The organism is Megasphaera elsdenii DSM 20460, from assembly GCF_003010495.1.
Taxonomy (GTDB): Bacteria; Bacillota; Negativicutes; order Veillonellales; family Megasphaeraceae; genus Megasphaera; species Megasphaera elsdenii.
Genome location: NZ_CP027570.1, coordinates 1,316,076 through 1,341,382, shown reverse-complemented (window position 1 = coordinate 1,341,382; position 25,307 = coordinate 1,316,076). Strand labels below are relative to the sequence as shown.

The following is a 25,307-nucleotide window of genomic DNA, read 5'->3' as shown; positions in this document are numbered from 1 at the left end:
TCCCCTTACTGTTGTTCTAATTTCTTTTCCAGTTCGGCGATTTTTTTCTGCAAGGCCTTGACGGTCCTGGCCATTTCCGGCAGGTGCTTCAAATAGACCTGGGTACGGCTCCATTCCATATGGGGACGGGCCGGGAAGCCCGCATAGACCTGATTGCCCTTAATATTGCCGGTAATCCCGGTTTTCCCGGCAAAGACGGCATTGTCGCCGATGGTGATGTGGCCGGTGCAGCCGGTCTGGCCGGCAAAGATGACGTGGTTACCCGCTTTGGTGCTGCCGGCAATGCCTGTCTGGGCGATGAGGAAGCAGTCTTCGCCGATTTCGACGTTATGGCCGAGATGGACGAGGTTGTCGATTTTCGTCCCCCGCCCGACTTTTGTCGAACCCAGCGTGGCATTATCCAAGCACGTGCAGGCCCCGATTTCGACGTCGTCGCCGATGGTGACATTGCCGATCTGGGGGATGCGGGTATGCTTGCCCTTTTCCGTGGCAAAGCCGAAGCCTTCACCGCCGATGACGGCATGAGCCCGGATGACGGCCCGCTTGCCGAGGACGCAGTTTTCGTGAATGACGGCGCCAGGATAGATGACCGAGCCTTCGCCGATCTTGACGTTATCCCCTAAGAAGACATAGGGATAAATCGTCGAACCCTTGCCGATTTCGACGTTCTTGCCGATGACGGCATAGGGCATGATGGCCACGTCTTCGCCAACGGCAGCACTGCTATCGACGATGGCCGTCGGATGGATGCCCGGCGTAATCGACTGGCGGGGATGAAACAGCACGAGGAGCTGGGAAAAAGCCAGGCGGGGATTTTCTACGATGACGAGCGTATTATCTCCGGCAGGAACTTCTTTTTCGACAATGACGGCGCCGGCGTGGACCTGCGGCAAATATTCCGTATACGGATCGACGGCGAAGGTAATGTCCTGCTGGCCGGCTTCGGCCAGGCCCTTCACGTCTTCAATGACGGCGTCACCATTGCCGATGACCGTACCGCCTAGCAATACTGCTAATTCCTGTACTGTTTTCTTCACGATATACAACCCCTTTTTTTACTGCAATTTGGCAATTAAATCGTCGGTAACGTCGATTCCGCCAGACGGAACGGCTTCTTTGACGACGATGATGCCGACATTTTTATCCTTGGCGATGTCGCCTAACTTGCTCTGGATGTCCGACATGAACTGACGCTGCATGCTGGCGCCGAAAATATTGAGTTCCTGCTGGGCCTGCTGCTGTTTCTTCTGGAAATCTTCAGCCGACATGTTCTGTTTGGCATCTTGTAATTCTTTTTCGATGGATTTCTGTTTGTCCTCGGTTTTCTGTTTATACTGCTGGACCAGGGGCGCTTCTTTCTGTACGCGCGACATATCGACGACGCCTACATTATCCTTGCCGCCACAGCCGGCGAGCATGCCCGTCAGGGCCAGCATTGCTGCGACGATTCCTAAGCGCTTCCAAACTTTTTTCATTGCTAAAAGCCTCCTGTTATGCCAACTTGGCAATAATATCATCTGTGACATCCGTAGCCGTGCCGATGCCTTCATAGTTGGAGAAGATCATATCGTAGCCCTGTTCCTGGGCGACATCGGCGGCTTTATCGCGGATATCTGCCATGATGGCGTCTTTCACATCTTTCATTTCTTTTTCTTTCGCATCGAGCTTGTCTTTCCATTCCTTGTTCCACACAGCCGGTTCCGGCCGGTCCTGCAAGACGCCCAGCTGCTGCTGGAAGACCTGCTGGCTGTCGGCCTTGCGCCCTTCCAGGTCTTTCTTGACCTGCTGGGCATAGTCGTCGAGTTCCTTCTTGGCCTGGGCCTTGGCCGGGGCCATGAGGGCGGCGATTTCATCGGCAGTCCGCGTCGTCACCTGGACGTCGGCCTGGCTGCCTTTGAGCAGGGCCTGGAGCTGTTCTTCTGTCGCTGCCCGCTCTTCTTTGGACAGGGACAGGGTCTTCAGTTTCAACTGGAGATTGACGATCTTCAAGGTATCGGCCTGGGAAATGACAGGCGTCGTCGTCTTCTTTTCCTGGACGAGCGAATCGTACCGCTGCTTCAGGCGATTGTTGAGCTCGTTCTGTTTGAGGGCGACTTTGGCCTGTAATTCCTGGTCGAGGGCGGCAGAACCGGCGGCATCGGCTGCGGCGAAGTTCTGGACTGACCTCCCTTCGGCGGCTGCCTTCTGGGAATAGTTCCACTGTTCAAACTGATATTGGGCAACCATAGCATTGTACTCCAATTCTAAATGGTGATACTCGCTATAGCGCGGATGGCTCATGACGACGTGTTCCAGGTCTGCATAGGCATAGACCGGCGTCGCTGCTGTCGAAGGGGCCGGATGGCTGCGATGGCTGAAGAACCACCCGCCTGCCACAAGACAGGCCATGAGGACCGCGGCACCGGCTGCCGCATATATCCGTTTCATAAAGACTCCTTACTGGTTGCTGCTGGAGCTGTCCGAACTGCTGGAATTGCTGGAGCTGCTGTCGGAGCTGCTGGAGCTGGAATTTTTGTTCAGTTCTTTGGCTACCTGATCGGTAATATCCGTACCGCCATAGAGGACGACGCTCTTATCGACGACGAGGCTCAGGCCTTTGGTCTTGGCGACATCACTGACGGCGTTGTCGACTTTATCTTTGATGCCTTTGAAAATTTCCTGGCGTTTCGTGGCCAGTTCCCCCTGCATTTTCTGGAAGAGCTGCTGTTTCTGCTGGTCATCCATGCCGGCCGACTGCTGTTCGAACTGTTTCTGCATGTCTTCGCCAGCCTGCTGGAGCTGTTTCTGTGCCGCAACGGCATCCTGATTATCCGGCGTAATGATCTTGCTCGTATCGACGACGCCGATATTGCTCGACGGAGCCGCATTGACAGGGTTGCCCGTCTGCATGATAGCCAGGCCGGCGACACTGAAGACGAAGATAGCTGCGATGACAGCCGAAAAAATCTTGATATTGCGTTTCTTACCCATTTCAGACATCATAATAAAACTTCTCCTTTGTATTACAAATAACCGATAATCCGGAGCCAAGCATCATGGTCGGACACGATATATTCCAAACCGACATAATCATCGACGCGATAGTGAAGGCCCACTTCGGAATCGTCATGGGTCAGGTCACGGTCATAGCGCAAGGTCCAGCGCCCTCCCAATGGCTGGCGCAGCCACAGGTGCTGGCTGTCGTCGAGGCTTTCGAACTGGTATCCCGCCTGGGTCCCGCTGCGGAAGCGGTAAAAGTAGCCGGGCATGAAGTTCCAGTCCAGGGAAGACGGCATGAACTTGACGGCACCGTACACTTCGTGATGGCTGCCAATCTTACGGCCCACATGGGCCATGAGGGCCGTATCGTCGTCGCTGCTGTGGTCACGGCCGGCGTCGATATAGGCGCCGCCGCGGATGTCGTAAAAAGCCGTCTGTGACGTAAGGTCGATGGCCGTATCCTCACCGAGCGACAAGGACGGCGTCACGTGCAGTCCGTAGTTCTTGACGACCCACTGTCGCTGGACATCGCCCTGCAAGGCTTCGGCAATATCCCGTTCATGGCGCCGGACAAAAGCCACGGGCAGGCCAGCCAGGCCGGCATAGGTCCGTTCCAGCTGGTTGCGGGCGCTGAGGAAGATGACCTTCGGTACATCGTCGCCCTTGATAGCCACGCGGACGTTGCGCACGACAGGCAGCTTGGGCAGCATGTAGACGGTGACGTCCGTTTCCGGACCGCCGTGGATGACGATGTGCGGATAAAATTCCGGCACCCGTTCTTCCAGTTCATTTTCCAGGACCGATTTGACGGCGCCATTAGCCCAGTCCAGGGCATCGACAGGCAGGCCGATGAGCAGGCTTTCGGCCATGTCCCCGGCATGTTCCAAGTCTTTATCGACCAGTTCCTGCCCCATTTTCGGCAAGGCTCCGTAGTCGACGGCGAAGCGGACGTTGCGGATTGTATCGCCCCAAGGGCGGATGCGTACATCCAGCTCCGTCCGGCTGCCGGGATGGATGGAAATGGATTCCACCGTATAGCCTATGAGGACGCGATTGATGATATCGTTGACGGTTCGCTCGTATGCCTCATGACGGCTGGCGATTTCATCGCTGTCGTGATTGAGGAATACGTGGTTCCCTACAGTTTGGATGCTGGCAGCAATGCGTTTCTCTACTAATGGCGGAATCGCCTCCTCTACGGAGGCGACATGGACCGTCACTTGTTCTACCGATGCTGCTATAGCACTACTAAGACTAGCACAGACGGCACAGACAGTCAATAAACAAGTGCGGATTTTCATCATCCACGACCTTTCATTGTCTTAGAACTTACCGCCAAAGCTGAAGTGGAACTTGCCGCCATCCTGGCCTACGGCATAATCCAGGCGGATCGGACCGATCGGCGTCGTAATGCGGAAGCCCAAGCCTCCGGAGTAGTGGAGTTTGTTGTTTTCATGGTACCAGGGGATGTTTTCTACGCCGCCCCAGGCATTGCCCAGGTCGGTAAAGACGACGCCCTGGATCTTCTTGGCAATGGGATAGCGGTATTCGACAGTCGCTTCGTACATCTTGTTGCCGCGAAATTCGTCATCTTCATAGCCGCGCAGGTTGTCGGCGCCACCGAGGGTGAACAGGTCGTTGTACGGCATATCGCCGGTAGCGATACCACCCATGAGGCGGACGGCGATGACGTGGGCCCGGCCGACTTTGTAGTACAGGCGGTTTTCGGCGATGAACTTGAAGTAGTCGAAATCGCCGCCAAAACCGTGGCCCGCCCAAGTCCCGTAAAGGACAGGCGCTTGCCTTTCGTCGGATCGTAGACGTTGTCGCGGTTATCGAAGACGTGAGACCAGGTCATGCTGTTCGTGCGGCCAAAGTTGTTGTCCAAATAATTTCGATATTTCGACGGTAAGGAAGGATCATTCTGCCATTCACGATAATTATAGCCGCTGTCATAGTCGGTATACTTCGTCCGCTTCGTTTCCAGCGTGACGTAATCGCTGACGTATTCGCTGCGGACGCGGCCATAAGTGATGTTGAAGCCATTGGTCCGGCGGTCGTATTCAGCGACGGAGTCGCCTTTTTCATTATAGTCGTCATATTCCGATTCGCGGTCGAAGATGCTGAAGCCGATGGAGTCGCCGGCATCGTTGAGGTAGGGATGGGTATACGAGAAGATATAGTTCTTATTGGTATCCGTATTGCCGCCAAATTCCCAGCTGATATTGGCCTTGTCGCCCGTACCGCGCAGGTTCGTTTCAGCCAGGCCGAGGATACCGACGAGGCCGTCCGAATCGGAGTAGCCGGCACCGATGGTGACCGACCCAGTCTTCTGTTCGGTGACGTCGATTTCGACGATGACGTCTTTCGGATTGCGCTGGCCCGGCAGGAGGCGGACGTTGACGTCTTCAAAATAGCCCGTGTTATAGACGCGCTGGATACTGCGGCTGGCGGCGTTCTTGTTGAAGATATCGCCTTTCTTCATGCGCAGTTCGCGCATGATGACTTTATTCTTGGTCTTGGTATTGCCGCGAAGGTTGATATTTTCAATACGCGGTTCAGAAATCGCCAGATGCAGCGTCCCTTCATCGTCGAGGCGGACATCGGAGACGCGGCTCATCATATAACCGGCATTGGCAAAGGCCGAGTTGATATTGGCCACGTCATGGCTGACGACAGCCGTGTTGAGCGTCGTTCCCGGCGTCGTGGCGACGAGTTTCATCAAGTCCGCCGTGCTGATTGATTCGTTGCCGACGATGTCGATTTTCTTGACGACCGGATTCATCTGGACTGTATAGTTCAGGGCAACGCCTTCCGGTACGGTCGTAAAGGCCGGCTTGACCGTCGAGAACAGGCCCGTCGCCCCGATGACGTTGAGGTCGTGGCGGATGTAGTCCATGTTGATGGCATCGCCGACGCGCATAGCCAGCTGAGGCAGGAGTTTCTGTTCAATCTGGGCTTCCGGGACGGGACCGACGGTAACGGCCGTAGCTACCTTGTCGACATAAGGTTTCAAATCGGCATCGCTGACGGCTTCACCATAAGGCAGGGATACATCCTGACCGGGCTGGATGACAGCCATGGGATAGCCAGGAACGGACGTATCGAACTGCATGTCGCTAGTACCGCTCATATAGCTGATTTTATCGCCAGTAATCTGTGGCGTCGTATCGACAGGAGCCGGGTTGAGGATTTCATTTTCCTTGTGGACGGCTTCGGCTGTTTCCTGCTGAACCTCTGCCGGGCTCTTGCCGGCGGCAATAGCAGCCAATTCTTCTGCCGTTTCATAACCGGTCAGGCCCGATTTAGCAGCCTTCATGGCGTCTTCTTTCGTCGCATCATCGGGAGAGGTCGTCACGGTATTGACAGCCGTTTTCTGGTCGTCTACCGGAGCGGCTGCCGAGCCAGACGTAACGGTCTGGCTACCGGACGACTCGTAACCGGTCGCCGCAGTCGTATCTTCAGCCCAAACAGGGCAGGTCATCATCGCACTGGTTACCATCAGGGCGAGGAGTTTCTTCTTCCGCATATTCATAAAAATCCTCCATTATCTATTTTGTCGTACTCGTACCGCGCAAAGTATGACGTGCTTCTTGTACCGTAGCTTGTACCTGGCGGTCCGATAAGACTGCCTTCGTTTCTGTCCGCACCGGAGCCGGCGCTGACTGCACTGGCGTCGCTGGTGCGGTGACAGCCGTCGCGGCGGGCTGTACCATAGGTTCGTCCCTATCCGGGGTGGCAGGGGCTGCTGGCTCCGCTGGCGGTGCCGGTATGGCCGGGGCAGGAGGCGGTACCTCCTCGGCCGGGACTGGCTCTGCTGCAGGCGCGGCCTCAGCTGCCGAGCCCTGGCCAGCTGCCTTCCCGGCTGTCGGCGCAGGGGTGACAGTTCCCATGACAGGTGGCGATGCCCCCTGTCCATACAGATGGAATCCATACCAGCCGCCCAGGGCCAGGAAAAGAGCTGTAATGACGGCCCCGGTCCGCAGCCAGCCTTTGCTGACGGGATGGTGTTTGCGCAGATTCTTCATTTCTGCTTCGGCCAGCATCAGATTGAGTTCGCCTTTGATATCGGACTCTTTATCAAACGAAGCTTCCGCCTTTTCCAGCCAGGACCGGACGGCCCGGACCCGATGAACCGTATCGCGCTGGGAATGTTTCATACAGCCCTCTCCTTTCTGCCTAAACGAATACGTCTATAGTATCGGGAAAGGACGCATGAGTTTATACCCGTAAAAGGGCGCAAAAACATGCCATAATCTATATTTTACAGCATTTTCCGATTCTTTTCACCTAAAAACGGGCCAATTTTAAGAAAATGTAAAATTTTTTTAGTGGCGGCTCTCATGGATGAACCGGCTGAGCATGCCGCGGACGCGGCGGATGCCCCGTTTCTGCAGGCGATAGACATAAGGCAGGCTGATGTCCAGGCTCTTGGCCAGGTGCTTCTGTTCGACATCGTTCAGGTATACGCCTTCGACGACGGCCTGCTCCTTTTCGGGCAGCCGTTTCAGGACATGGCCGACCTTTTCCAGCAGCAGCTGGCGGCTCGTCGCCTCTGCCGGGTCCTGTTCCTCGTCGCAGAGCGTATCCTGCAGGGTCACGCCTCGTTCATCGGGTTCGTCGAGGGATACGGCGCTGACGGCACCTTCGCGTTTCAAATAATCGAGGATGGCCCCGCGGATACGATGGACGGCAAATAAGGGAAAGGCCACGCCGCGGCGGTAGTCATAACGTTCTACGGCTTCCATGAGGCCCAGCGTCCCTTCCTGCAGGGCGTCGGACAAGATGTCGCGATGGATGTGCCAGCGCATGGTTTCCTTGAAGACCAGCGGCTGGTACTGTTCGATGAGGCGGCTCCGGGCCATCATATCCCCATTGTCCTTATATGCCTGCCACAAGGCCCGTTCTTCGTCGGGTTCGAGGAGGGTTATTTTTTGCAGTTCTTTCAGATAATCGTCTAACATGGCCTTTCACCACCTTTTCAGTTCATAAGATTCACACATATATTGGAGTGGGCGCCCCACGTGGGCGCCCCTACAGGGGCAACGTCGTATGACATATACTAAAATGAATATTTATATACGCCGCCGATGAATTGGTTATCGTCCGATGTCCAGGCATTGACGCTGAAGTTCCGCCCCAAGTCGTACATGACACCGAAGCGGTCGTCGCCGTGGTTGAGGCCGAAGGCCGCTGTGACCATGAAGTCGTTGAACAGGTATTTCCCCATTTCAATGTTATAGTAGTTGCGGCTCATATCCGTATTGCGGTCATTCAAATCGAGTGAGCCATTGGTCACGGTGAGCATATCTAACGACAAGGCCCTTTCCAGACTCTGGGTAATGCCCAAGCTGTTCAGGGTCATGCGGATACCCGAGCCGATAAGGCTGTCTACATCTTCGGCATTGAGGGAACTCTGAGGCCGTTCATCGCCGTTGCGCAGGGTAATAAGCGATACGATCTGCGGTTTCGTCAGCGGCGGGTCAGACCGGAGCATGAGGTCCATGTTATCGGCCCGGCCGCGCAAAGTCAGCATGACGTTGTACTGGCCGACGCGGCTGAATCCTTCGGCATCGATATAGGGCAGGAACGAGTCATACCGCGAGAAATCGGCTTTGGCCTTGGTCACGCGGAAATTGGTATCCAAATAGTGAACCGTGCCCCTTGTCGCTTCAAAACGGCCCGATGGCTGCGGATGATTGAGGTTCCCCTTAAAGGTAACCGACCCGTTGACCATCAAGTCATACAAGGCCGGACTGTAAAGCCGAACTTTGTTACCCAAAGTCAGGGTAAAGTCCAGATCCAAATCGGGGCCGTCACTGCTGCTGGCCAGGGACAGGGGGATGTCGACAGTCGTATTGTCAACCTGCATGAGGCCGCTGACTTTCGGCCGCCCGTCGCCCGGTTCGACACGGAGATACCCGGTCAGGGGCCCTTCGTAATAAGGGCAATCCAGGTAAAGGCCGGAAAGGTCGGCAGCCAGGGAATACGTATCCAGGCTGCGGCCGCTCCAGGAGGCCTGGCCGTCGAGGCTGACACGGCCGGGGTTCTTCTTCCCTTTTTTGTCCATAGTCCCGCTGCCGCTGAGGACGGCTGAATTTCCCTTAAAGGCCAAATCAGCGTTGATGTCCGCCAGGGGATACTGGGTATCTTTGAAGCGGATTGTCCCATTTTTAATGGCAATATCGCCGTTGACCCGCGGTGCATCGAGGGTACCGCTGACTTTGATGCCGCCCTGGATGGGGCCGGAGGCTTCCGTGACATAGGGCGTCAGGAAGGTCAGGATATCGAGACCGGCGTTGTCGAGGCGGACGTCGAGGTCCATGGATTCACTTGTCTGGCCGCCTTTCAAGGCACTGACAGGAATGGTCCCGCTGGCGCTGACCTTATAGGGATCGCGGCTGCCGCTGGCCTGCTGGACCGTAATCATGCCGTTGCGGATGTTGAACAGGGCATAGGCGCCGCTAAAGGCAATGCCATTGGCCGTGCCGCTGCCTAATTGCGCCGATACGTCGGCCTGGAGGTCATCGCCGGTACCGCTCAGGTCGGCTGCAAAATCGATGGGCGCATCGACGACGAACCCGTTCTGGCCGAGAACATCGGTCAAGGCTTTGGCCGGGAACTGTTTGGCTGCGACGGACAATTTCACTGGGCCGTGCAGGGCATAGGTCCCTTGGGCCGCCAGGACGCTGTTGCCGATGTGCAAGGCCGCCTTGTTCAGATGGACAACACCGTTTTCCATCTGGACATCGATATCGGCCGGTTCGACAGGCTGGCCGCCGAACGAGCCGTCGCGGATATTCCCTTTCATGGAGACCGTCGGATTGTCACTGGTTCCGCTGATGTCGATCTGACCATTCAGCTTGCCTGCCACATCCTGTACGGGCAGGGCTGCCACCTTGAGAAGGCCGGCAATATCACCATTGACGACGGTCGCCTTGCCCCGCAGGAGAGACGACTGCGTGTTATACAGCAGATTGCCGTCATACACCCCGCCGAGCTGGGCGAAATGAAGGTCCGTCAGGCGCAGCAGGTCGTCGTAATAGGCGAAATCGCCGTGGATATCGTTTAAGACCATGTGGTTGATGACCAGGTTCGCTGCCTTCAGGGAACCGGCCGCCGTCGGATTGTCCAGGCTGCCGCCGATATGGGCCTGGATGTCGAAGTAACCGCTGCGGGGCGTCTTATTCTGGGGAATCAGGCGGGCGATGTCGACATGTCTGCCGGTCAAATCGAGATCCAGCGTATCGCCGACAGAACCGGACAGGGCCAGGGACGCCGTATAGGAGGAAATATCCCCGTTGGATAAATAGACCGTACCATTATCCAGCCGGTAGTCGGCGCTGATATTCTTGTACAGATAGCCGGCATAGGAGCCGCTGGACAGGCGGAAAGATCCGGAAGCCGTCGGATTATCCAAACTGCCGCTGAGGGTAATCGTGTTGTCAGCCCAGCCCGTCAGGGGCAGGTCTTCTTTGCCCACTGCCGGCAGGAGCTGTTCGATGCGCATATGCGACGTCGTCAGCACCGCCTGTACCGTGCGGGCATCGAGGTCGGCCTGACCGGTCAGGACATGGGTCCCGTCGCCGCGGCGCCAATAGAGGGCGGGAATTTCGATGCGGCTGCCCTGGCCGCGAGCCGTACCATCCAGGCTGTCAAAGGGAACGCCTTTGATCTGGCCCTGGCTGGCACTGAAGGCCACATCCCATTGCGATCCGTCGACATGGCCGGAAAGGTCCGCTGTCCCCGATAAAGGAAGGGATACGAAAGGCGAAGCCATATCCAGGGGCAGGTCATGGCCGGTAAAGGTCAGATGCGGCGTCTGGCTGTCGACGTCATAGGAACCGCTGACGTCGATACTGCCCCCGCCTGCCTCAGCATGGCCACTGCGCAAGGTCACGATACGACCATCATAGGCCACGTCGCCGGCTGCCGTATCGACAGTCAGACCATTATAGGACAGATCCGACGCCTTCACCTGGCCCGTCGCCACGATAGAACCGTCCTGGCTGTTGCCGGCTGCATGGAGCGAGGCTGACAAGTTTCCCATGACAGCTGCGGGCACACCGGGCAGGGCCGATAAGTCCAGGCCCTGGACGTCAGCGTCAGCTTCGTAAGCCCCGCTCCGGACGTCATAGACGCCCTTCCCCGTCAGGGAGGCGCCATAAGCCTGGGCTGACAAGGAAGCGATGTCGACGCGGTCGTGGCTATACGCCAGGTCGGCCCGGACTTCATCGACAGTATAGCCGTCATAGGTCACGTCATGCAGGGACGCCGTACCGCGGGCGCTCACATCTTGTGGCGTTCCCCAGACCGTCCCTTGGAAACCAGCGGTTCCGCTGACGGCCGCCGGCAGGTAATCGGCAAAGGCCGTCACATCAGCACCGGGGACGTCGACATTCAAATTGAACACGGGCGTGTCACCGTTGGTCACGATGGTCCCGCCGACGCGGAAATCCTGGCCGTTGACGCGGCCTTCGACACCAGATAAGGTAATATCCTGGGTCGTCAAAGCGGCATGACCTTTCAGGCCATCCACATCGAGTCCCTGGACAGTGACATGGCCGTCGGTCACATCGGCCTGGCCGGACAGGAAAAAGCCGTTATGACTGTCGGCGACGCGCACCTTGATATTCTCTACAGTCCCGCTGCGAATGACGACATCGGCCGACGCCGGGATGAACGACGAGGCGTAGGTCCCATTGACAGCATCGGCGCTGAGGGTGAAGTCATACTGGCGGTTCGAGGCATACGTACCGTGGGCCGTGACCTTCTGTCCATCGACGGTCATGGACGCATCGATAGCCATGGACGGATATCCGGCAAAGGAGACGCTGCCGTTGACGTTCTGCCCCATGACGGCCGTACTGTCCGGCAGCACAGCATCAATGGTTCCGTTGTGGACGTTGATGGCCCCGCGGAAGCCGGCATCGGTCTGGCGCTGGTCTTTCTTGATGAGCGAGGCCACGTTCCACGTACCGTCGTCTTCATTCTGCCACAGGTGCAGGACCGGATTGTCGACGTCAGCCGTATCCAGGGCCTGCAGGATTTCGCCCTGCTTCAAGGCATTCACGATTTTTCCGGGATTGACGTAGACCCGGACGGCATCCCCTTCGATGACGACCCGCCCTTGTGTATCTCTAATGACCGGCTTGGCCAGGACCAGCTGGCCTTTCAAGGATATATCCAGTGAAGAAAACGACAAGGTTCCGTTCAATTTACTGTTTGCAGTTGTCGTAATTGCCTGGCCCGCCATCTGGGTCAATGCCGGCTTTTCCATCCACAAGGCAATCCCTGCCGACAGAAAGAAGGCCGTGACCCCGCAGGCAGCCATCCATTTTTTCTTCATAATTAATCTCCGCATATAAAAAAGAGAGAATCGCACGTTACAATTCTCTCTTTATTCTACCTATGGAGTTGAAGAAAATCAAGGAATAGATGCCAAATGGCAAGTAGTCCCAGTGAAATTGTTAAAAACCTGCCACGCCTTCTTTAAAAATCATTTAACCGCGATAGGTCGTCGCCGTCAAGGACGGATGGATGACACCCGATTCGACATCGACGCCCATGACCTGTTCCAGTTTGGCAATGCCGACGTTGTAGTCGTACAAGGCCTGGATATGGTTGACCTGGGCTTGGTTGAGGCTCAACTGGGCATCGAGGACGTCCAGGTTGATGCCGACACCGGCCTGGTAACGGATGTTCTGGATACGGTAATTTTCACGGGCCTGGTCGACGACGGTCTGCGTTTCTTCGACCTTCTGGGCCGCACTGCGGATATTGAGGTAGGCCTGCTTGACCTGGAGCTGGACCGATTCACGGGTCTTCTGTTCCGTTTCCCGGGCGACGAGGAGGTCCTGTTTGGCTTGAGCGACTTTGGCCTTGGTAGTACCACCATCGTAGAACTTATAAGTGAGATTAGCACCAACAGACCACTGACGTTTATTAGCATCAATGCCAGGAAAAGTGGTATCACCCCAATCATTACTACCTTTTACGGATACGGTCGGTTTATTGCCGGCATCAGCGATGTCGATATTATTTTCCGCTTTCTGAACAGCTAATGCAGCCTGAAGAACTTCCGGCCGATACTTCATGGCGTAGTCCATCGCTTCCTGAAGGGAAATATTATAGGTATCGAAAGGCAGCTGATGGTCGGCCAAGTTGAGCTTCGTTTCCAAGGGCAGGCCGAGGATATTGTTCAAGTTCGATTCAGAAATAGCCACAGCATTATCGGCGGTGAGAGCCGTCGTCTTGGCATTGGCCAGGGAGACGTCCGACGAGAGGACGTCGACTTTGGCCTTGGTGCCGACGTTGTACTGGGCCTGGACGTTATCCAAGTGGCCCTGGAGGTTGTCGACAGCTTCGTGGTAAACGCCCTGCAGTTCTTTATTGGCCAAAAGCTGATAATATCCTTCGATAGCACTGTATTTCGTAGCCTGTTCAGTTTTCAAAATAGTTTCTTGGGCATCTGTTTTTCCTATTTTAGCATTGTCAATTTGTCCCTCAACAAGACCTCCAGTATATACTGGTAATTCCACGGATAATCCATTACCAAATTTATTTTGAGTACTAGGAATAGCCGGTCCAGCAGTACGACTGGTACTAAATGTATAACCAACTTGTGGCATTTTTTTAGATTTAGCTTCATTAATAGCCGCTTCAGCCGATTTCAGCTGATATTGCGACATCTTGATGTCCCGGTTGTAATCGAGGGCCATCTGGACGGTTTTGGGCAGGTTCAAATCGACAGTGCCATTGGTCGGTACGCGGCCGATGACGATGACCGGATCGATTTCCTGATTCTTTGCCCGCTTGTCAGCTGCCTTTTCAGCGCTCTTAGCGGCATCGTCAGCGATTTTCTGAGCCAGTTCTTCGCGCAGTTCCGGCGTAATGTCGACAGGGCGGACAGCATCGGCGGCTTTCTTAGCCTTGGCTTCGGCTCTGGCAGCCTTCCGCTGCTGGGCCTTTTCGGCCTTGATTTCCTGCTGTTCTGCCTTGGCCCGGGCCTGGATGCTTTCGGCCTGAGCTAAGTCGACAGGACGGACAGAGGCCGTCGTATCCGCAGCCGAAGCCGCGGCGACGGCGCTTATGGTCGTAATCATCATGGCGATGACCAATTTCTTGTACAGTTTGTTGTTCATCATGGGTACCCCCGTTTATTTCTATAATCTGCTAAAAAGCGTAACTAATACCATAATAATTGCCACCGTCACTGCGACTCATAGGCCGCGTGAACTGGCTGAAGAGATAGAGGTCCGGCGTCAGGCGGTACTGGGCTTTCAGGCGGAAGCGCCAGTCATCGGGATCGTATCCTTCCAGGGACAGGCGGAAAGGCCCGTCCTGGAAGAAGTCGAAGCCGGCACCGAGGTCGCCGTTGATCAGGCCAGCCCGCGTGTCGAACAGGCGGCCCCGGCGGCCATACTGCAGGTTGAGGTTCGTACCGTTGCCGATGTTCTCTGCCCCGACGAGGCCAAACGTATCGCCACGGTACACCTTAAAATTTACAGTGCCGCTGGTCTCATTCTTCGTCGTATTATATAGGAGCCCGGCCTCCCCCTGGACTTTGATGTCCGAAGTGCCGCCGAGGATTTTATTCACTTTCGTCGTAATCTGGGCCGTGTTATTCAGCGTCGTCTGAATATTGGCCTGGGTCTGCGGATCCGTCGTCATCTTTTCCATCGACTGGGCAATGGTCTGGAAACGGTCCGTGATCTGCTTCATGTTGGCCGCCGTCGCCCGGACATTGGCCGAAGCCGCGCCATCGCCATCGAGGTTCTGCATGGACGCGTTCATCTGAGCTGTCATGGCCGCCATATTGGCCGTAATCTGCTGGATATTGCCGGCATTGGCATCCATCATCTGACTGGTCTTGCCCGTAATGGCATCGATGTTCTGGATGGAACCGCGCATGGCAGCCTGTGTCTTTTCGTCGCCGATGATGGCATTGATGTTCTTCACCATGTCGTCGGCACTGCCCATGAGCTTGCCGGCACTGTCCATCATATCGTCCATGGTCTTGCCCTGGCTGCCGTCGATGTAATCGCCATCGGCGAGGAGGTGGTTCTTGTCATTGCCCGGCGTAATGGCTACGATTTTTTCACCGAGGAGGCCATCCGTCGTAATCGTCACTTTGGAATCACGCGGGATTTCCGTCCCCTTTTCCAGCTTCATAGCCACATCGACGCCGTCGCGGGACGGTTTCACGCTTTCGACTTTGCCGACGTGGACACCGACATAGCGGACGGAATTGCCCTTTTGCAGGCCATTGGCATCTTTAAATTCCGTATGGATGACGAAGCCCGGCTTGCCGAAGATTTCAGCATGGGCCAGGGTCAGGACGACAAAGGTAAAGACGAGGACGCCGACGATGGTGACCAGGCCGACCTTCGCTTCTGCACTCCACTTCATAGGCTATCCCCTCTTTCTTCCGGAAGACGCCCGCCGTGGATAAAGCGCTGCACTTCCTCATCTTGTGTATGGGCAAAGGTCTTTTTATCGGCTATGAGCCGGAAGCGCCCATCTTGTAAATAAGCCAGGCGGTCAGCGACGTAAAAAGCCGAGTCCATATCATGGGTGACGATGACTGACGTCGCATGGATCTGCTTCTGCATACTGACGACCAGACGGTTGATATCCATACAGCGCAGCGGGTCCAGGCCGGCTGTCGGTTCGTCGTAAAGGATGACCTGCGGGTCCAGGGCGATGGCCCGGGCCAGGCTGACACGCTTCTTCATGCCGCCGGACAAGTCGTTGGGCATCATGTCTTCAATGCCTTCCAGGCCGACGAGGCGCAACTTTTCCTTGACGATGCGCTGAATCGTCGCTTCATCGTCTTTCGTATGCTGGCGCAGGCCAAAGGCGACGTTCTCGCCGACGGTCATGGAATCGAAGAGGGCCGAATACTGAAAGACCATGCCCATGTGGCGGCGCACGGCTGTCAGCTGTTCTTCATCTAAGGCGGTAATGTCTTCATCATGAAAGAAGACCTGCCCTTTCGTCGGCTTCTGCAACCCGATGATCAGGCGCAGGATCGTACTCTTGCCCGAGCCGCTGGCACCGAGGATGGCCAGCGTTTCGCCCTGATGGATGTCTAAATTGATGTTGTCTAGTATGACCCGGTCGCCATAGGCGACGGTCACATCGCGAAGACGGATCATAGCGCTCCTCAATACAATAGAACTGATAAGATATAATTGCAGATAAAAATAAAAATAATCGACGTGACGACGGACTTCGTCGTCGCCTGGCCGACCCCTTCAGCACCGCTCTTGGCATGCATGCCTTCATTACAGGCGACGAGAGCGATGATGCCGCCAAAGAACATGGCCTTGATGAGACCGTAGACGACATCGCTCACTTCGGTAAAGATTTCAATGGAATTAATATACGTAAAATGCGTGAGCCCGGCGCCTAGCGTCGCTACACCGTAACCGCCGGCCGTACCGATGACATAGCCGTAAAAGGCCAGGATAGGCACCATGACGACACAGGCCACGAAGCGCGGTACGACGAGGTAGGCAATGGGATTGACGGCCATGCAGCGCAGGGCATCGATCTGTTCCGTAACCTTCATCGTCCCGATTTCTGCCGTCATGGCCGCACCGACGCGGCCGGCCATGACGACGCCCGTCAAAATCGGGCCGAGTTCACGGCCCATGGCGACCGACATGACGCCGCCCAGCGTCGACTGGGCGCCATAGCGCAACAGGATATCGACGATCTGCAAGGTCATGACCATGCCGGCAAAGAGCAGGGTCAGACTGACGATAGGCAGGGAATTGACGCCGAGATGAGCCATCTGGGCGATGGTCAGGCGGCGCTGGATCTTGGGCAGCTGACGCAAGGTCTGGCCAAAGAGGATGGCAATGACGCCGACTTGTTCAAAGACATGGAGCGTAAACTGGCCGATGCCTTCCAGGATTTCCTGCATGAAAGACCGTCCTTTCTGTAAGTATGATACTACTTTACTATACCATATAAAAAATGGATGTAAAACATTTGGATTCAATTGTGCCTAAATTGTGAGAAACAAAAGAAGAAAACTCAAATTCAAATTTTAGTTTTCCATAGCTAAAATAATAGCATTTTATGCGAAAAATGGCAAGGGAAAAGGCGCTGTCATATGAAGACAGCGCCTTTTTTAGTGGATAGGGACGGGCCGCCGACTGCGGCCTGCGACCAGCGGGACGCCCTTTGTGTGTCCCCTACGAACAGCTAGTGGAACATATCCAGGTCGACCGTGCGGATGGGTTCGGCCGATTTTTTATCCTGGCCTTTGTCGGGTTTCTTGTCGTTTCCCTTGTCATCCTTCTTTCCCGTATCTTTATTGTCGTCGCCGTTCTTATCCGCTTTGACCAGTTCATCATCCTGGGACGTACCGTCTGTATCGTCACCGATGACGGCTTTCGCTTCGTTGATGTTGTGGTTCTTGGCTAAATAAGCATCGCGTTTTTCCGGCGTGACGACTTTGATGGTGATCTGGCCGTCGCCTTTGACGATGTACGGCGTCGGGATAGAAGATTTGGCATCATTTGGGTTGTCATCGCCCATGGCGTGTTTGCCCGGCTTGACGACATCCTTGGCCTGGGTTCCCGGTTCCTTGCCGCGGATCTTTTCTTTTCGCACTTTCGTGCCATTTTCATTGATCATGCTGACGCCCTGGCTGAGGATTTCGATGACCAGGTCATTATTGGCGTCTTCTTTTTCGATTTCCTTCTTCAGTTCCTTGAAATCCTTATAGTGGCGCAGGCGCTGGACGATTTCATCGGTCAGGTTGTACCGCTGTTTTTCGATGAGATACGGCAGGGGGATGACACCGCCGCCGCGGACTTCCAGGGTCATATCGCCTAAGGGCTGGTTCTTGGGGACAGTGAAGCTCATGGTCTTCACTTCATCGACACCGCGGTAGGGATGGAGCTTGACCTTGAAGTAAACCGTATCGCCCGGGCTGACGACGACAGGTGCTGCCGACGCATCGACGATGGTCGCCGACTTGCGGGCCTGGGTGATGTCGACGGTCATATTGATGTCCAAAATCGGATAGTCGATAAATTCGTTGTGCTTCAAGATATCGAGCACATTATAGAGTTCATCGATGCTCTTCTCGTTGATGTTATCTTCGGAATAATACATGTTGTGCCGGGTAATATCCTTATCGCGGCCATTGGAAGAGCGGATCGTATAGGACAAGGTCGCCGTGCCGCCGCCCGTGCGGTCGATGGTCTTGTTGACCGTATTATATACCGTCGTGGCTGCCAGGACCGGCGTCAGCTCATTGTCTTCGATGATCTTGACGCGCTTGGTCATGGCCGTGTCCGTATCCGTATCCCGGGCCTTGATGACGACCGGGATGCCCGGTGCCAGATAGCCGTACTGGCCGCCGATACCGGCGCCGCGGTCCTGGGTGATCTTGCCGACTTCGGCTCCAATAGAACCGAGCTTGAAGGAACTGGACAGGTTATTGACGATTGTGAAGATGTAGGCGTTGTGCATGAAATAGTTGATGCTGCCCTTTTTCAGGAAAGGATGGCCGAAGGCGACGATGTGGTCGTTATCGACGTAGGTCACGGTCCCGATAGCCCCCATCTTCATATCGCCGTTGACGAAAGCCGCGGCGACACTGCTGCCCGGTTCCAGAGGAAGGGCCGTACTGTCGCTGCTGGCCGAGGCCGTATCGACGGGCATGAAGTTGTAATTCGGCAGTTTGCTCTGCATCCACGCCGTCGACAAGCTGTCGAAGCCCGACGTCATGAGGGGCGTCGCAATGGGGATGAGCGACGATTCGCGGGCATTGAAAGGCCGGATTTCTTCTTTCGTCGGCACATTCCAGAGCTTGAGCATGTCATTGATGGGCGTAATCATGCCGACACGGGAATTGGTAAAGGACCAGCCGTAAGCGACGGCACCGAGGAGTTTGCCATTGATATAAACCGGACTGCCGCTCATGCCCTGGGCAATGCCGCCCGTTTCTTCGATGAGGGGTCCGGAAAACTTGGCCAGGATCAAATCCCCTGACGGGCCGCTGTTCTTCATGACCCCTAAGATTTCGACAGGGAACGTATCGATAGTCGTGCCGTGGACGACGGTCTTGGCGTAGCCCGTCATGCCCGGCTGGACTTCACTGACATTCATGAATCCCTGTGCCTGCGCCGAAATGGCCAGGATACAGGAAAGGGCCGCGGTCAGACAGACCCGGCCCAACGTACGCCGCAAGGCGGAGAATTTCTGCATCAGGGTGTATCTCATTTCGTTTCCACCACGACGACAACGGCGCCTTGCTGCACTTGTGATCCCGGCTGAACGAGGACGGTCTTGACGACACCTTCCTTGTCAGAACGGGCAGCCGGCATCGGGCCGGCCAGGGAATTTACCGTAAGCAGGGCATCTCCCTCTTTCACGGTTGCACCGACAGGGGCTACGCTGACGACGCTGCCGCTCAATACCGTCGTATACGATACATCAGCAGCTGCGGCTGGCATAGCCATCAGGCCTGCTAACCCGGCTAATACGGCGAGTTTGCGAAACTTTTTCATGACGGCTCCCTCCTTTTTCCGCTCCGTCCAGTGACGGAGCCCTTTATAAATCATCAAAACTATCTTTTAAGCGGTCCATTTCCCGTAAAGCCTTGCCGGCTCCGTTGGCAACGCATAACAGGGGATCATCACAGAGATAAGCTGCCATGCCTGTCGTCTGGGAAATGAGGCGGTCGAAGCTATCGAGGAGCAATCCGCCGCCGGTGAGGACGATGCCGTGGTCGGCAATATCCGCAGCCAGTTCAGGCGGCGTCTTTTCCAAGATGGAAACGATCGTCTTGAGGACGGTCTGGATGGGTTCATCCAAGGCCTGGCGGATTTCCTGGGAATCGATGTCTACCGACGTGGGCAGGCCCGTTTCCGTACTGCGGCCGCGGACGTCGGCCGTCATGCGCCGGCCGTCGCCCATAGCCGTACCGATGAGGATTTTCAGTTCTTCCGCCGTGTGCTGGCCGATGGCGACGTGCTTGATCTTTTCCAGGTAGCGGATAATTGCTTCATCGAAGGTATTGCTGCCGATACGCAGGGATTCACTGATGACGACGCCGCTCAGGCTGAGGACGGCGACGTCCGTCGTTCCGCCGCCCATATCGACGACCATGGAACCATTGGACGTGGCAATGTCCAGACCGGCACCGATAGCCGCTGCCAACGGCTCTTCCATGACTGTCGTCTTGCGGGCGCCGGCCTGCATAGCCGCTTCGATGACGGCCCGCCGTTCGACGTTGGTGACACTCGATGGGACGCAGATGACGACGCGGGGCTTAAAGATCAACGCCTTGCCAATGGCCTTGCGGATGAAATAACGCAGCATATATTCCGTCGCATCGTAGTCGGCAATGACACCATTGCGAAGCGGATGGTAGGCCTGGATGTTGCGCGGCGTCCGGCCCAGCATAGCCTGGGCTTCGCGGCCGACGGCGACGACTTTATTCTCCATCGTATCGACGGCAATGACGGCCGGTTCATTGACGACGATTCCCCGGTTCTTGACGAACACGATGATGTTGGCCGTCCCCAAGTCGATAGCGATGTCGCTGCCGAACCAGTTGGCCAAAAAGAACGAGTGGGACTGTTTCGGCGGCTGTACTTTTTTCTTAGTTTTCTTCTTCCTCAATATTGACGCGAACAATGTCTGCACCTAGCCTTTGTAATTTCAATACAAGATTATCATAACCGCGGTCGATATGGTATAAATAGCCGACTTCCGTTTCCCCGTCAGCTACGAGACCCGCCAGGACTAAGGCAGCACCGGCCCGCAAGTCCGTCGCGTTGACCGAAGCCCCTTTGAGCCGGGGAACGCCTTCGACGATGGCACTGCGGCCTTCGATGCGGATCTTGGCTCCCATGCGCTTAAATTCATCGACGTGCATGAAGCGGTTTTCAAAGACCGTTTCCGTGACGACGCTCGTGCCCTGGCAGATGGTCGTCAAGGCCATGAACTGAGCCTGCATGTCCGTTGGGAAACCCGGATAGGGCAGGGTCTTGATATCGGCCGGGCGAAGCGGTGCGTGGCCGATGACGCGGATGCCGTCGATTTCTTCCTGGACTTCCGCGCCGACTTCCTTCAATTTGGAGATGAGAGGCTTCAAGTGTTCCGAAATGGCATTTTCTACGAAGACATTGCCCTGGGTCATGGCCGCGCCGACCATGAAAGTACCGGCTTCGATGCGGTCGGGGATGACGGCATGGTTAGCACCGTGCAGTTCCTTGACGCCTTCGATGCGGATGACATTGGTGCCGGCACCGCGGATATTGGCGCCCATACTGTTGAGGTACGTTGCCAGATCGACGATTTCCGGTTCTTCCGCTGCGTTTTCCAGGACCGTCTTGCCTTCGGCCATGGATGCAGCCATGAGAATATTTTCAGTAGCGCCAACACTGGGGAAATCGAGGTAAATCTGTGCCCCTTTGAGGCCATTCGGTGCCGTCGCTTCGATGTCCCCGTTTTCCAGGTTGATGACAGCGCCCATGGCTTCAAAAGCTTTGAGGTGCAAGTCGATAGGACGGGCACCGATGGAACAGCCGCCGGGCAGAGAAATCTGGGCTCTCCCCTTGCGGGCCAGTAAAGGACCCATGACCAAAAAAGATGCACGCATGCGGCGCACTAAATCATAGGGAGCCGTCGTCGATGTCAGCTCATGGGCATCGATGACCAAAGTATCTCTTTCAGGATGTTCTATATGAACGCCCAGGGACGCGATGACGTCACAGACGGTATGTACGTCGGCTAACTTCGGGATTTCTGTCAATGTACTCTGCGTCGTCCCCAGCATAGATGCAACAATGATAGGCAGTACGGCATTTTTAGCCCCGCTGACGCGAACCGTACCCTCTAAGGGCTTTCCACCATGAATAACAAGTTTCTCCAATTCTGGTGCCTCCTAATACTATTCGAGTAGTTTATTCTAAATGGCCCAAAGGCAATGGCGCCTAAGGTGCCATTATGAGCATATAATTACTATCAAGTCATTGTACCATAAAAGGGGAGAAAAAAAAAGGGCTTGTCGCCATGCGACAAGCCCTTTTTAAGCTGTAGGGGTCGCCACGTGGGCGACCCGCGGCCTGCGAATCCTACAAATGGATGCTCCATTTAGCTTTCTTGTCGAAGCGGTGGAACGTGTCGATGAAGCGGATTGTGCCGCTCTTGTAACGCATGACGACAGACATGGTACGGGCGCCGCCGCCAAAGTACTGGACGCCGCGCATCATAGGCGTGTCGGTAATGGCCGTCGCCGAGAAGATGCAGTCGTCGCCTTTTACCAGGTCGTCGAGGGTCATGACGCGGTTGATGTCGTCAATGCCCATTTCCCAGCAGCGTTTCCGTTCTTCGTCGGTATACGGGATGAGGCGGGCCTGCATATCGCCGCCCAGGCATTTCAGGGCCGCCGCAGCCAGGACGCCTTCCGGGGCGCCGCCGATGCCCATGAGGACGTGGACGCCGGACCCCTCGATGCCGGCATCGACAGCCGGTGAGACGTCGCCATCGGTGATGAGCTTGATGCGGGCGCCGGCACTGCGACATTCGTCGATGATTTCCTGATGACGCGGCCTGTCGAGGATGACCACAGTCAGATCATCGATGCCCCGTTCCAGTCCTTCTGCGATGCGGCGCAGGTTTTCCTGTACGGGCTTGGTCAAATCGATGCGCCCTTTCGCCCGCGGGCCGACACAGAGTTTTTCCATGTACATGTCGGGCGCGTGGAGCAAGTTCCCCTTGCGGGCGATAGCCATGACGGCAATGGACCCATCCTGGCCTTTGGCCGTCAAGTTCGTCCCTTCCAGCGGGTCGACGGCAATATCGACTTCCGTACCGCCAGCACCGACTTTTTCCCCGATATAGAGCATCGGCGCTTCGTCCATTTCGCCTTCGCCGATGACGACGGTCCCATCGATAGGCACGGTGGATAAAATCGAATGCATGCCATCGACGGCCAGCTGGTCGGCGCCCATCTTATCGCCCTTCCCCATGAGACGACCGGCTTTAACGGCAGCGGCTTCGGTAACGCGGACAAATTCCAAGGTCAATACGCGATCCATGATGAACCTCCTTATCTGAAAATAATCGAAACACATATATAGTATTACTTCTAGATAAGTCAAAAAACTCCTGCCTCGCGGCAGGAGTTTTTTTCGTTCATCGCAGGTCGTTCATCGTTCATCGCAGGCGGACGCCTTTTTGAGTTTGAAGTTGAAAGTTTGATGTTTGATGAAAATGAGGTGAAATTTAAAAGCCATCGCCTCAAACATTAAAGAGAAAGGGACCTTGCATGATGATAGAAGCCTTTGCGCGACAGCCCCCTACTGCTTCGTAATTACGTCGCAATGCATGTACGGGCGGAGGACTTCCGGTACGATGACGGAGCCGTCGGCCTGCTGGTAGTTTTCCAGGATAGCGGCGACGGTACGGCCGACAGCCAGACCGGAGCCGTTCAGGGTGTGGACAAATTCCGGTTTCGATTTCGGCGTGCGGCGGAAGCGGATGTTAGCCCGACGTGCCTGGAAATCTTCCGTATTGGAGCACGACGAGATTTCGCGGTATTTACCCTGAGCCGGGAACCAGACTTCGACGTCGAAGGTCTTGGCTGCAGAGAAACCGATATCGCCGGTGCACAGGCAGACGACGTGGTACGGCAGGCCCAGGGCCTTGAGGATGTCTTCGGCGTTGTTGGTCAGTTTATCGAGTTCGTCATAACTCGTTTCCGGAGCGACGTACTTGACCATTTCGACTTTATGGAACTGATGCTGGCGGATGAGGCCCCGCGTATCGCGGCCGGCCGAACCGGCTTCAGCGCGGAAGCACGGCGTCATGGCCGTGAAGTAAACCGGCAGTTTGGCACCGTCAATGATTTCACCGCGGTAGTAGTTGGTCAGCGGGACTTCTGCCGTCGGGATCATGTACATTTCTTCGCCTTCGACGTTGAGTTTGTACATGTCTTCATAGAATTTCGGCAGCTGGCCCGTGCCGGTCATGGAGTCGCGGTTGACGATATACGGCGGGATGACTTCGGTATAGCCGTCTTTTTCCGTGTGCTGGTCGAGCATGAAGTTGTAGACGGCGCGTTCCAGGCGGGCACCGGCACCGATGTAATAATAGAAGCGGGCCCCCGTTACTTTAGCAGCCCGTTCGGAATCGAGGATGCCCAGTTTTTCACCGACATCCCAGTGATTGAGAGGCTGGAAATCGAATTTCGTCGGTTCGCCCCATTTGCGGACTTCCGGGTTATCGCTGTCGTCGTTGCCGACGGGGACCGAGGGGTGGCACATATTGGGGATCATGAGCTGGATAGCGCGCATGTCAGCTTCGACTTTCTTGACTTCCTTGTCGAGGACATCGATGTCATCGCCGAGTTTCTTCATAGCTGCAATCTGGGCGTCAGCGTTTTCTTTATTGCGTTTGAGCTGGCTGATTTCCTTGGTGACCGTATTGCGTTCGTTCTTCATGGCTTCGACTTTCTGAAGAATTTCACGGCGCTGATTGTCCAAGGCGACGAAAGCGTCGACATCGGCTTTGGCATGGCGGTTCTTAATATTTTCTTTGACTTCTTCCGCATGTTCGCGGATGAATTTCGTATCTAACATGATAATTTCTTCCTTCCTCAGTAAATATGCTTTTATACCCCTCGTATTATAGCCTTATAAGCCTTTTTGTTCAATACCGCTGAACAAATACCCCATATGATTCGTAGAATTGAGCAGGACCAGGCGCCATACGCCATCCTGACATTCCAGGACGTTGATGCACGTATTATCCTGCTTGATCTGCCAGAAATGGCTCATATCCAGACCCAGGATATCGCAGATGATGGCCTTGTTGACGGCATCATGAGCGGCGACGAGGACCGTCTTGCCGTCGTATTTCCGGACGTAATCATCAAAGGCGGCACGGGCGCGGACGCGGACGTCTTCCAGCGATTCGCCGCCCTGACCGGGCATGGTCACCGTATGAGGCTGTGTATGCCAGCGGTGGAAGGCTTCAGGATACTTGGCTTCGATTTCATCGGCCAGTTTCCCTTCCCAGTCGCCGTGGTTGATTTCCAGGAGCCTGTCGTCTTTGAGGACCGGCAGACCGTGGAGGTCCGCGCAGAAGGAGCAGGTCATGTACGACCGTTCGAGAGGACTGGAAATGGCCACGTCGATGGGCGTGTCTTTCAGTCCTTCAGCGACCATATGGCCTTGCTTGAGGCCCCGTTCACTGAGGTGCGTATCTTCCTGGCCCTGGTAGCGGCCTTCAATATTCCATTGTGTTTCGCCGTGGCGAATGAGTATGATGCGTACCATAGTGTTCCCCCT

At 55.6% G+C, this 25,307-nt stretch carries 20 protein-coding genes and 1 pseudogene; all 21 read right to left on the bottom strand.

All coding sequences use genetic code 11. The annotated features are described in order from the left end of the window. Positions 1 to 5: 5 nt before the first annotated feature. Positions 6 to 1,037, bottom strand: coding sequence for a UDP-3-O-(3-hydroxymyristoyl)glucosamine N-acyltransferase (lpxD, locus tag C6362_RS06240; protein WP_014015880.1), 1,032 nt, complete (start codon positions 1,035 to 1,037; stop codon positions 6 to 8). 18 nt (positions 1,038 to 1,055) lie between these two features. After that, a complete protein-coding gene (locus tag C6362_RS06235; protein WP_014015879.1) occupies positions 1,056 to 1,475 on the bottom strand; it encodes an OmpH/Skp family outer membrane protein in 420 nt (139 codons plus the stop codon). A 16-nt stretch (positions 1,476 to 1,491) separates the two neighbouring features. Beyond that, a complete protein-coding gene (locus tag C6362_RS06230; RefSeq protein WP_014015878.1) occupies positions 1,492 to 2,427 on the bottom strand; it encodes an OmpH family outer membrane protein in 936 nt (311 codons plus the stop codon). Positions 2,428 to 2,436: 9 nt separating this feature from the next. After that, on the bottom strand, positions 2,437 to 2,982 hold the full coding sequence (locus tag C6362_RS06225) for an OmpH/Skp family outer membrane protein (protein ID WP_014015877.1): 546 nt from the start codon (positions 2,980 to 2,982) through the stop codon (positions 2,437 to 2,439). Positions 2,983 to 3,002: 20 nt separating this feature from the next. Beyond that, positions 3,003 to 4,283: a hypothetical protein gene (locus C6362_RS06220; protein WP_232501494.1), complete on the bottom strand. Its 1,281-nt coding sequence runs from the start codon at positions 4,281 to 4,283 to the stop codon at positions 3,003 to 3,005. A gap of 18 nt (positions 4,284 to 4,301) precedes the next feature. Then, a complete protein-coding gene (locus C6362_RS12130; protein WP_255411317.1) occupies positions 4,302 to 4,712 on the bottom strand; it encodes a BamA/TamA family outer membrane protein in 411 nt (136 codons plus the stop codon). A gap of 110 nt (positions 4,713 to 4,822) precedes the next feature. Beyond that, positions 4,823 to 5,701 (bottom strand): annotated as a pseudogene (locus C6362_RS12125) (POTRA domain-containing protein); the annotation flags it as partial. Between the two features lie 829 nt (positions 5,702 to 6,530). Next, on the bottom strand, positions 6,531 to 7,139 hold the full coding sequence (locus tag C6362_RS06210; protein WP_014015874.1) for a hypothetical protein: 609 nt from the start codon (positions 7,137 to 7,139) through the stop codon (positions 6,531 to 6,533). A gap of 168 nt (positions 7,140 to 7,307) precedes the next feature. Next, on the bottom strand, positions 7,308 to 7,943 hold the full coding sequence (locus C6362_RS06205; protein ID WP_014015873.1) for a sigma-70 family RNA polymerase sigma factor: 636 nt from the start codon (positions 7,941 to 7,943) through the stop codon (positions 7,308 to 7,310). A 98-nt stretch (positions 7,944 to 8,041) separates the two neighbouring features. Then, positions 8,042 to 12,328 carry a translocation/assembly module TamB domain-containing protein gene (locus tag C6362_RS06200; protein WP_014015872.1) on the bottom strand — a complete coding sequence of 1,429 codons (4,287 nt, stop codon included), beginning with the start codon at positions 12,326 to 12,328 and terminating at the stop codon, positions 8,042 to 8,044. 154 nt (positions 12,329 to 12,482) lie between these two features. Beyond that, a complete protein-coding gene (locus C6362_RS06195; protein WP_232501493.1) occupies positions 12,483 to 14,126 on the bottom strand; it encodes a TolC family protein in 1,644 nt (547 codons plus the stop codon). A gap of 28 nt (positions 14,127 to 14,154) precedes the next feature. Next, the gene (locus tag C6362_RS06190; protein ID WP_014015870.1) at positions 14,155 to 15,390 is read right to left on the bottom strand and encodes an MlaD family protein; all 1,236 of its coding nucleotides are present in this window, start codon (positions 15,388 to 15,390) and stop codon (positions 14,155 to 14,157) included. After that, positions 15,387 to 16,139 (bottom strand): ABC transporter ATP-binding protein, encoded by a 753-nt coding sequence (locus tag C6362_RS06185; RefSeq protein ID WP_014015869.1) that lies wholly within the window; start codon positions 16,137 to 16,139, stop codon positions 15,387 to 15,389. Before C6362_RS06185 ends, C6362_RS06190 begins: the two co-directional genes overlap by 4 nt. A gap of 8 nt (positions 16,140 to 16,147) precedes the next feature. Further along, positions 16,148 to 16,912, bottom strand: coding sequence for an MlaE family ABC transporter permease (locus C6362_RS06180; protein ID WP_014015868.1), 765 nt, complete (start codon positions 16,910 to 16,912; stop codon positions 16,148 to 16,150). A gap of 284 nt (positions 16,913 to 17,196) precedes the next feature. Further along, positions 17,197 to 19,227: a SpoIVB peptidase S55 domain-containing protein gene (locus C6362_RS06175; protein WP_014015867.1), complete on the bottom strand. Its 2,031-nt coding sequence runs from the start codon at positions 19,225 to 19,227 to the stop codon at positions 17,197 to 17,199. Then, positions 19,224 to 19,514: a hypothetical protein gene (locus C6362_RS06170; RefSeq protein WP_014015866.1), complete on the bottom strand. Its 291-nt coding sequence runs from the start codon at positions 19,512 to 19,514 to the stop codon at positions 19,224 to 19,226. The genes C6362_RS06175 and C6362_RS06170 overlap by 4 nt, the downstream gene beginning before the upstream one ends. A gap of 43 nt (positions 19,515 to 19,557) precedes the next feature. Next, the gene (gene mreB / locus C6362_RS06165; protein ID WP_027894947.1) at positions 19,558 to 20,631 is read right to left on the bottom strand and encodes a rod shape-determining protein; all 1,074 of its coding nucleotides are present in this window, start codon (positions 20,629 to 20,631) and stop codon (positions 19,558 to 19,560) included. Next, a complete protein-coding gene (gene murA, locus C6362_RS06160) occupies positions 20,612 to 21,886 on the bottom strand; it encodes a UDP-N-acetylglucosamine 1-carboxyvinyltransferase (protein WP_014015864.1) in 1,275 nt (424 codons plus the stop codon). Before murA ends, mreB begins: the two co-directional genes overlap by 20 nt. 202 nt (positions 21,887 to 22,088) lie before the next feature. Further along, positions 22,089 to 23,054 (bottom strand): class II fructose-bisphosphatase, encoded by a 966-nt coding sequence (glpX, locus tag C6362_RS06155; protein ID WP_014015863.1) that lies wholly within the window; start codon positions 23,052 to 23,054, stop codon positions 22,089 to 22,091. Positions 23,055 to 23,315: 261 nt separating this feature from the next. Beyond that, complete coding sequence (serS, locus tag C6362_RS06150; protein WP_014015862.1) at positions 23,316 to 24,596, bottom strand: serine--tRNA ligase; 1,281 nt, start codon at positions 24,594 to 24,596, stop codon at positions 23,316 to 23,318. A 54-nt stretch (positions 24,597 to 24,650) separates the two neighbouring features. Continuing rightward, the gene (locus C6362_RS06145; RefSeq protein ID WP_014015861.1) at positions 24,651 to 25,295 is read right to left on the bottom strand and encodes a histidine phosphatase family protein; all 645 of its coding nucleotides are present in this window, start codon (positions 25,293 to 25,295) and stop codon (positions 24,651 to 24,653) included. Between the last annotated feature and the right edge of the window lie 12 nt (positions 25,296 to 25,307).

Coding starts and splice junctions, on each gene's coding strand:
- C6362_RS06210 (WP_014015874.1), bottom strand. CDS start 7,139: ATGAAACATTCCCAGCGCGATACGGTTCATCGGGTCCGGGCCGTCCGG.
- C6362_RS06205 (WP_014015873.1), bottom strand. CDS start 7,943: ATGTTAGACGATTATCTGAAAGAACTGCAAAAAATAACCCTCCTCGAA.
- C6362_RS06180 (WP_014015868.1), bottom strand. CDS start 16,912: ATGCAGGAAATCCTGGAAGGCATCGGCCAGTTTACGCTCCATGTCTTT.
- C6362_RS06190 (WP_014015870.1), bottom strand. CDS start 15,390: ATGAAGTGGAGTGCAGAAGCGAAGGTCGGCCTGGTCACCATCGTCGGC.
- C6362_RS06195 (WP_232501493.1), bottom strand. CDS start 14,126: ATGATGAACAACAAACTGTACAAGAAATTGGTCATCGCCATGATGATT.
- C6362_RS06235 (WP_014015879.1), bottom strand. CDS start 1,475: ATGAAAAAAGTTTGGAAGCGCTTAGGAATCGTCGCAGCAATGCTGGCC.
- C6362_RS06185 (WP_014015869.1), bottom strand. CDS start 16,139: ATGATCCGTCTTCGCGATGTGACCGTCGCCTATGGCGACCGGGTCATA.
- C6362_RS06175 (WP_014015867.1), bottom strand. CDS start 19,227: ATGAGATACACCCTGATGCAGAAATTCTCCGCCTTGCGGCGTACGTTG.
- C6362_RS06200 (WP_014015872.1), bottom strand. CDS start 12,328: ATGAAGAAAAAATGGATGGCTGCCTGCGGGGTCACGGCCTTCTTTCTG.
- C6362_RS06230 (WP_014015878.1), bottom strand. CDS start 2,427: ATGAAACGGATATATGCGGCAGCCGGTGCCGCGGTCCTCATGGCCTGT.
- C6362_RS06220 (WP_232501494.1), bottom strand. CDS start 4,283: ATGATGAAAATCCGCACTTGTTTATTGACTGTCTGTGCCGTCTGTGCT.
- C6362_RS06170 (WP_014015866.1), bottom strand. CDS start 19,514: ATGAAAAAGTTTCGCAAACTCGCCGTATTAGCCGGGTTAGCAGGCCTG.
- C6362_RS06145 (WP_014015861.1), bottom strand. CDS start 25,295: ATGGTACGCATCATACTCATTCGCCACGGCGAAACACAATGGAATATT.
- glpX (WP_014015863.1), bottom strand. CDS start 23,054: ATGGATCGCGTATTGACCTTGGAATTTGTCCGCGTTACCGAAGCCGCT.
- C6362_RS06225 (WP_014015877.1), bottom strand. CDS start 2,982: ATGATGTCTGAAATGGGTAAGAAACGCAATATCAAGATTTTTTCGGCT.
- serS (WP_014015862.1), bottom strand. CDS start 24,596: ATGTTAGATACGAAATTCATCCGCGAACATGCGGAAGAAGTCAAAGAA.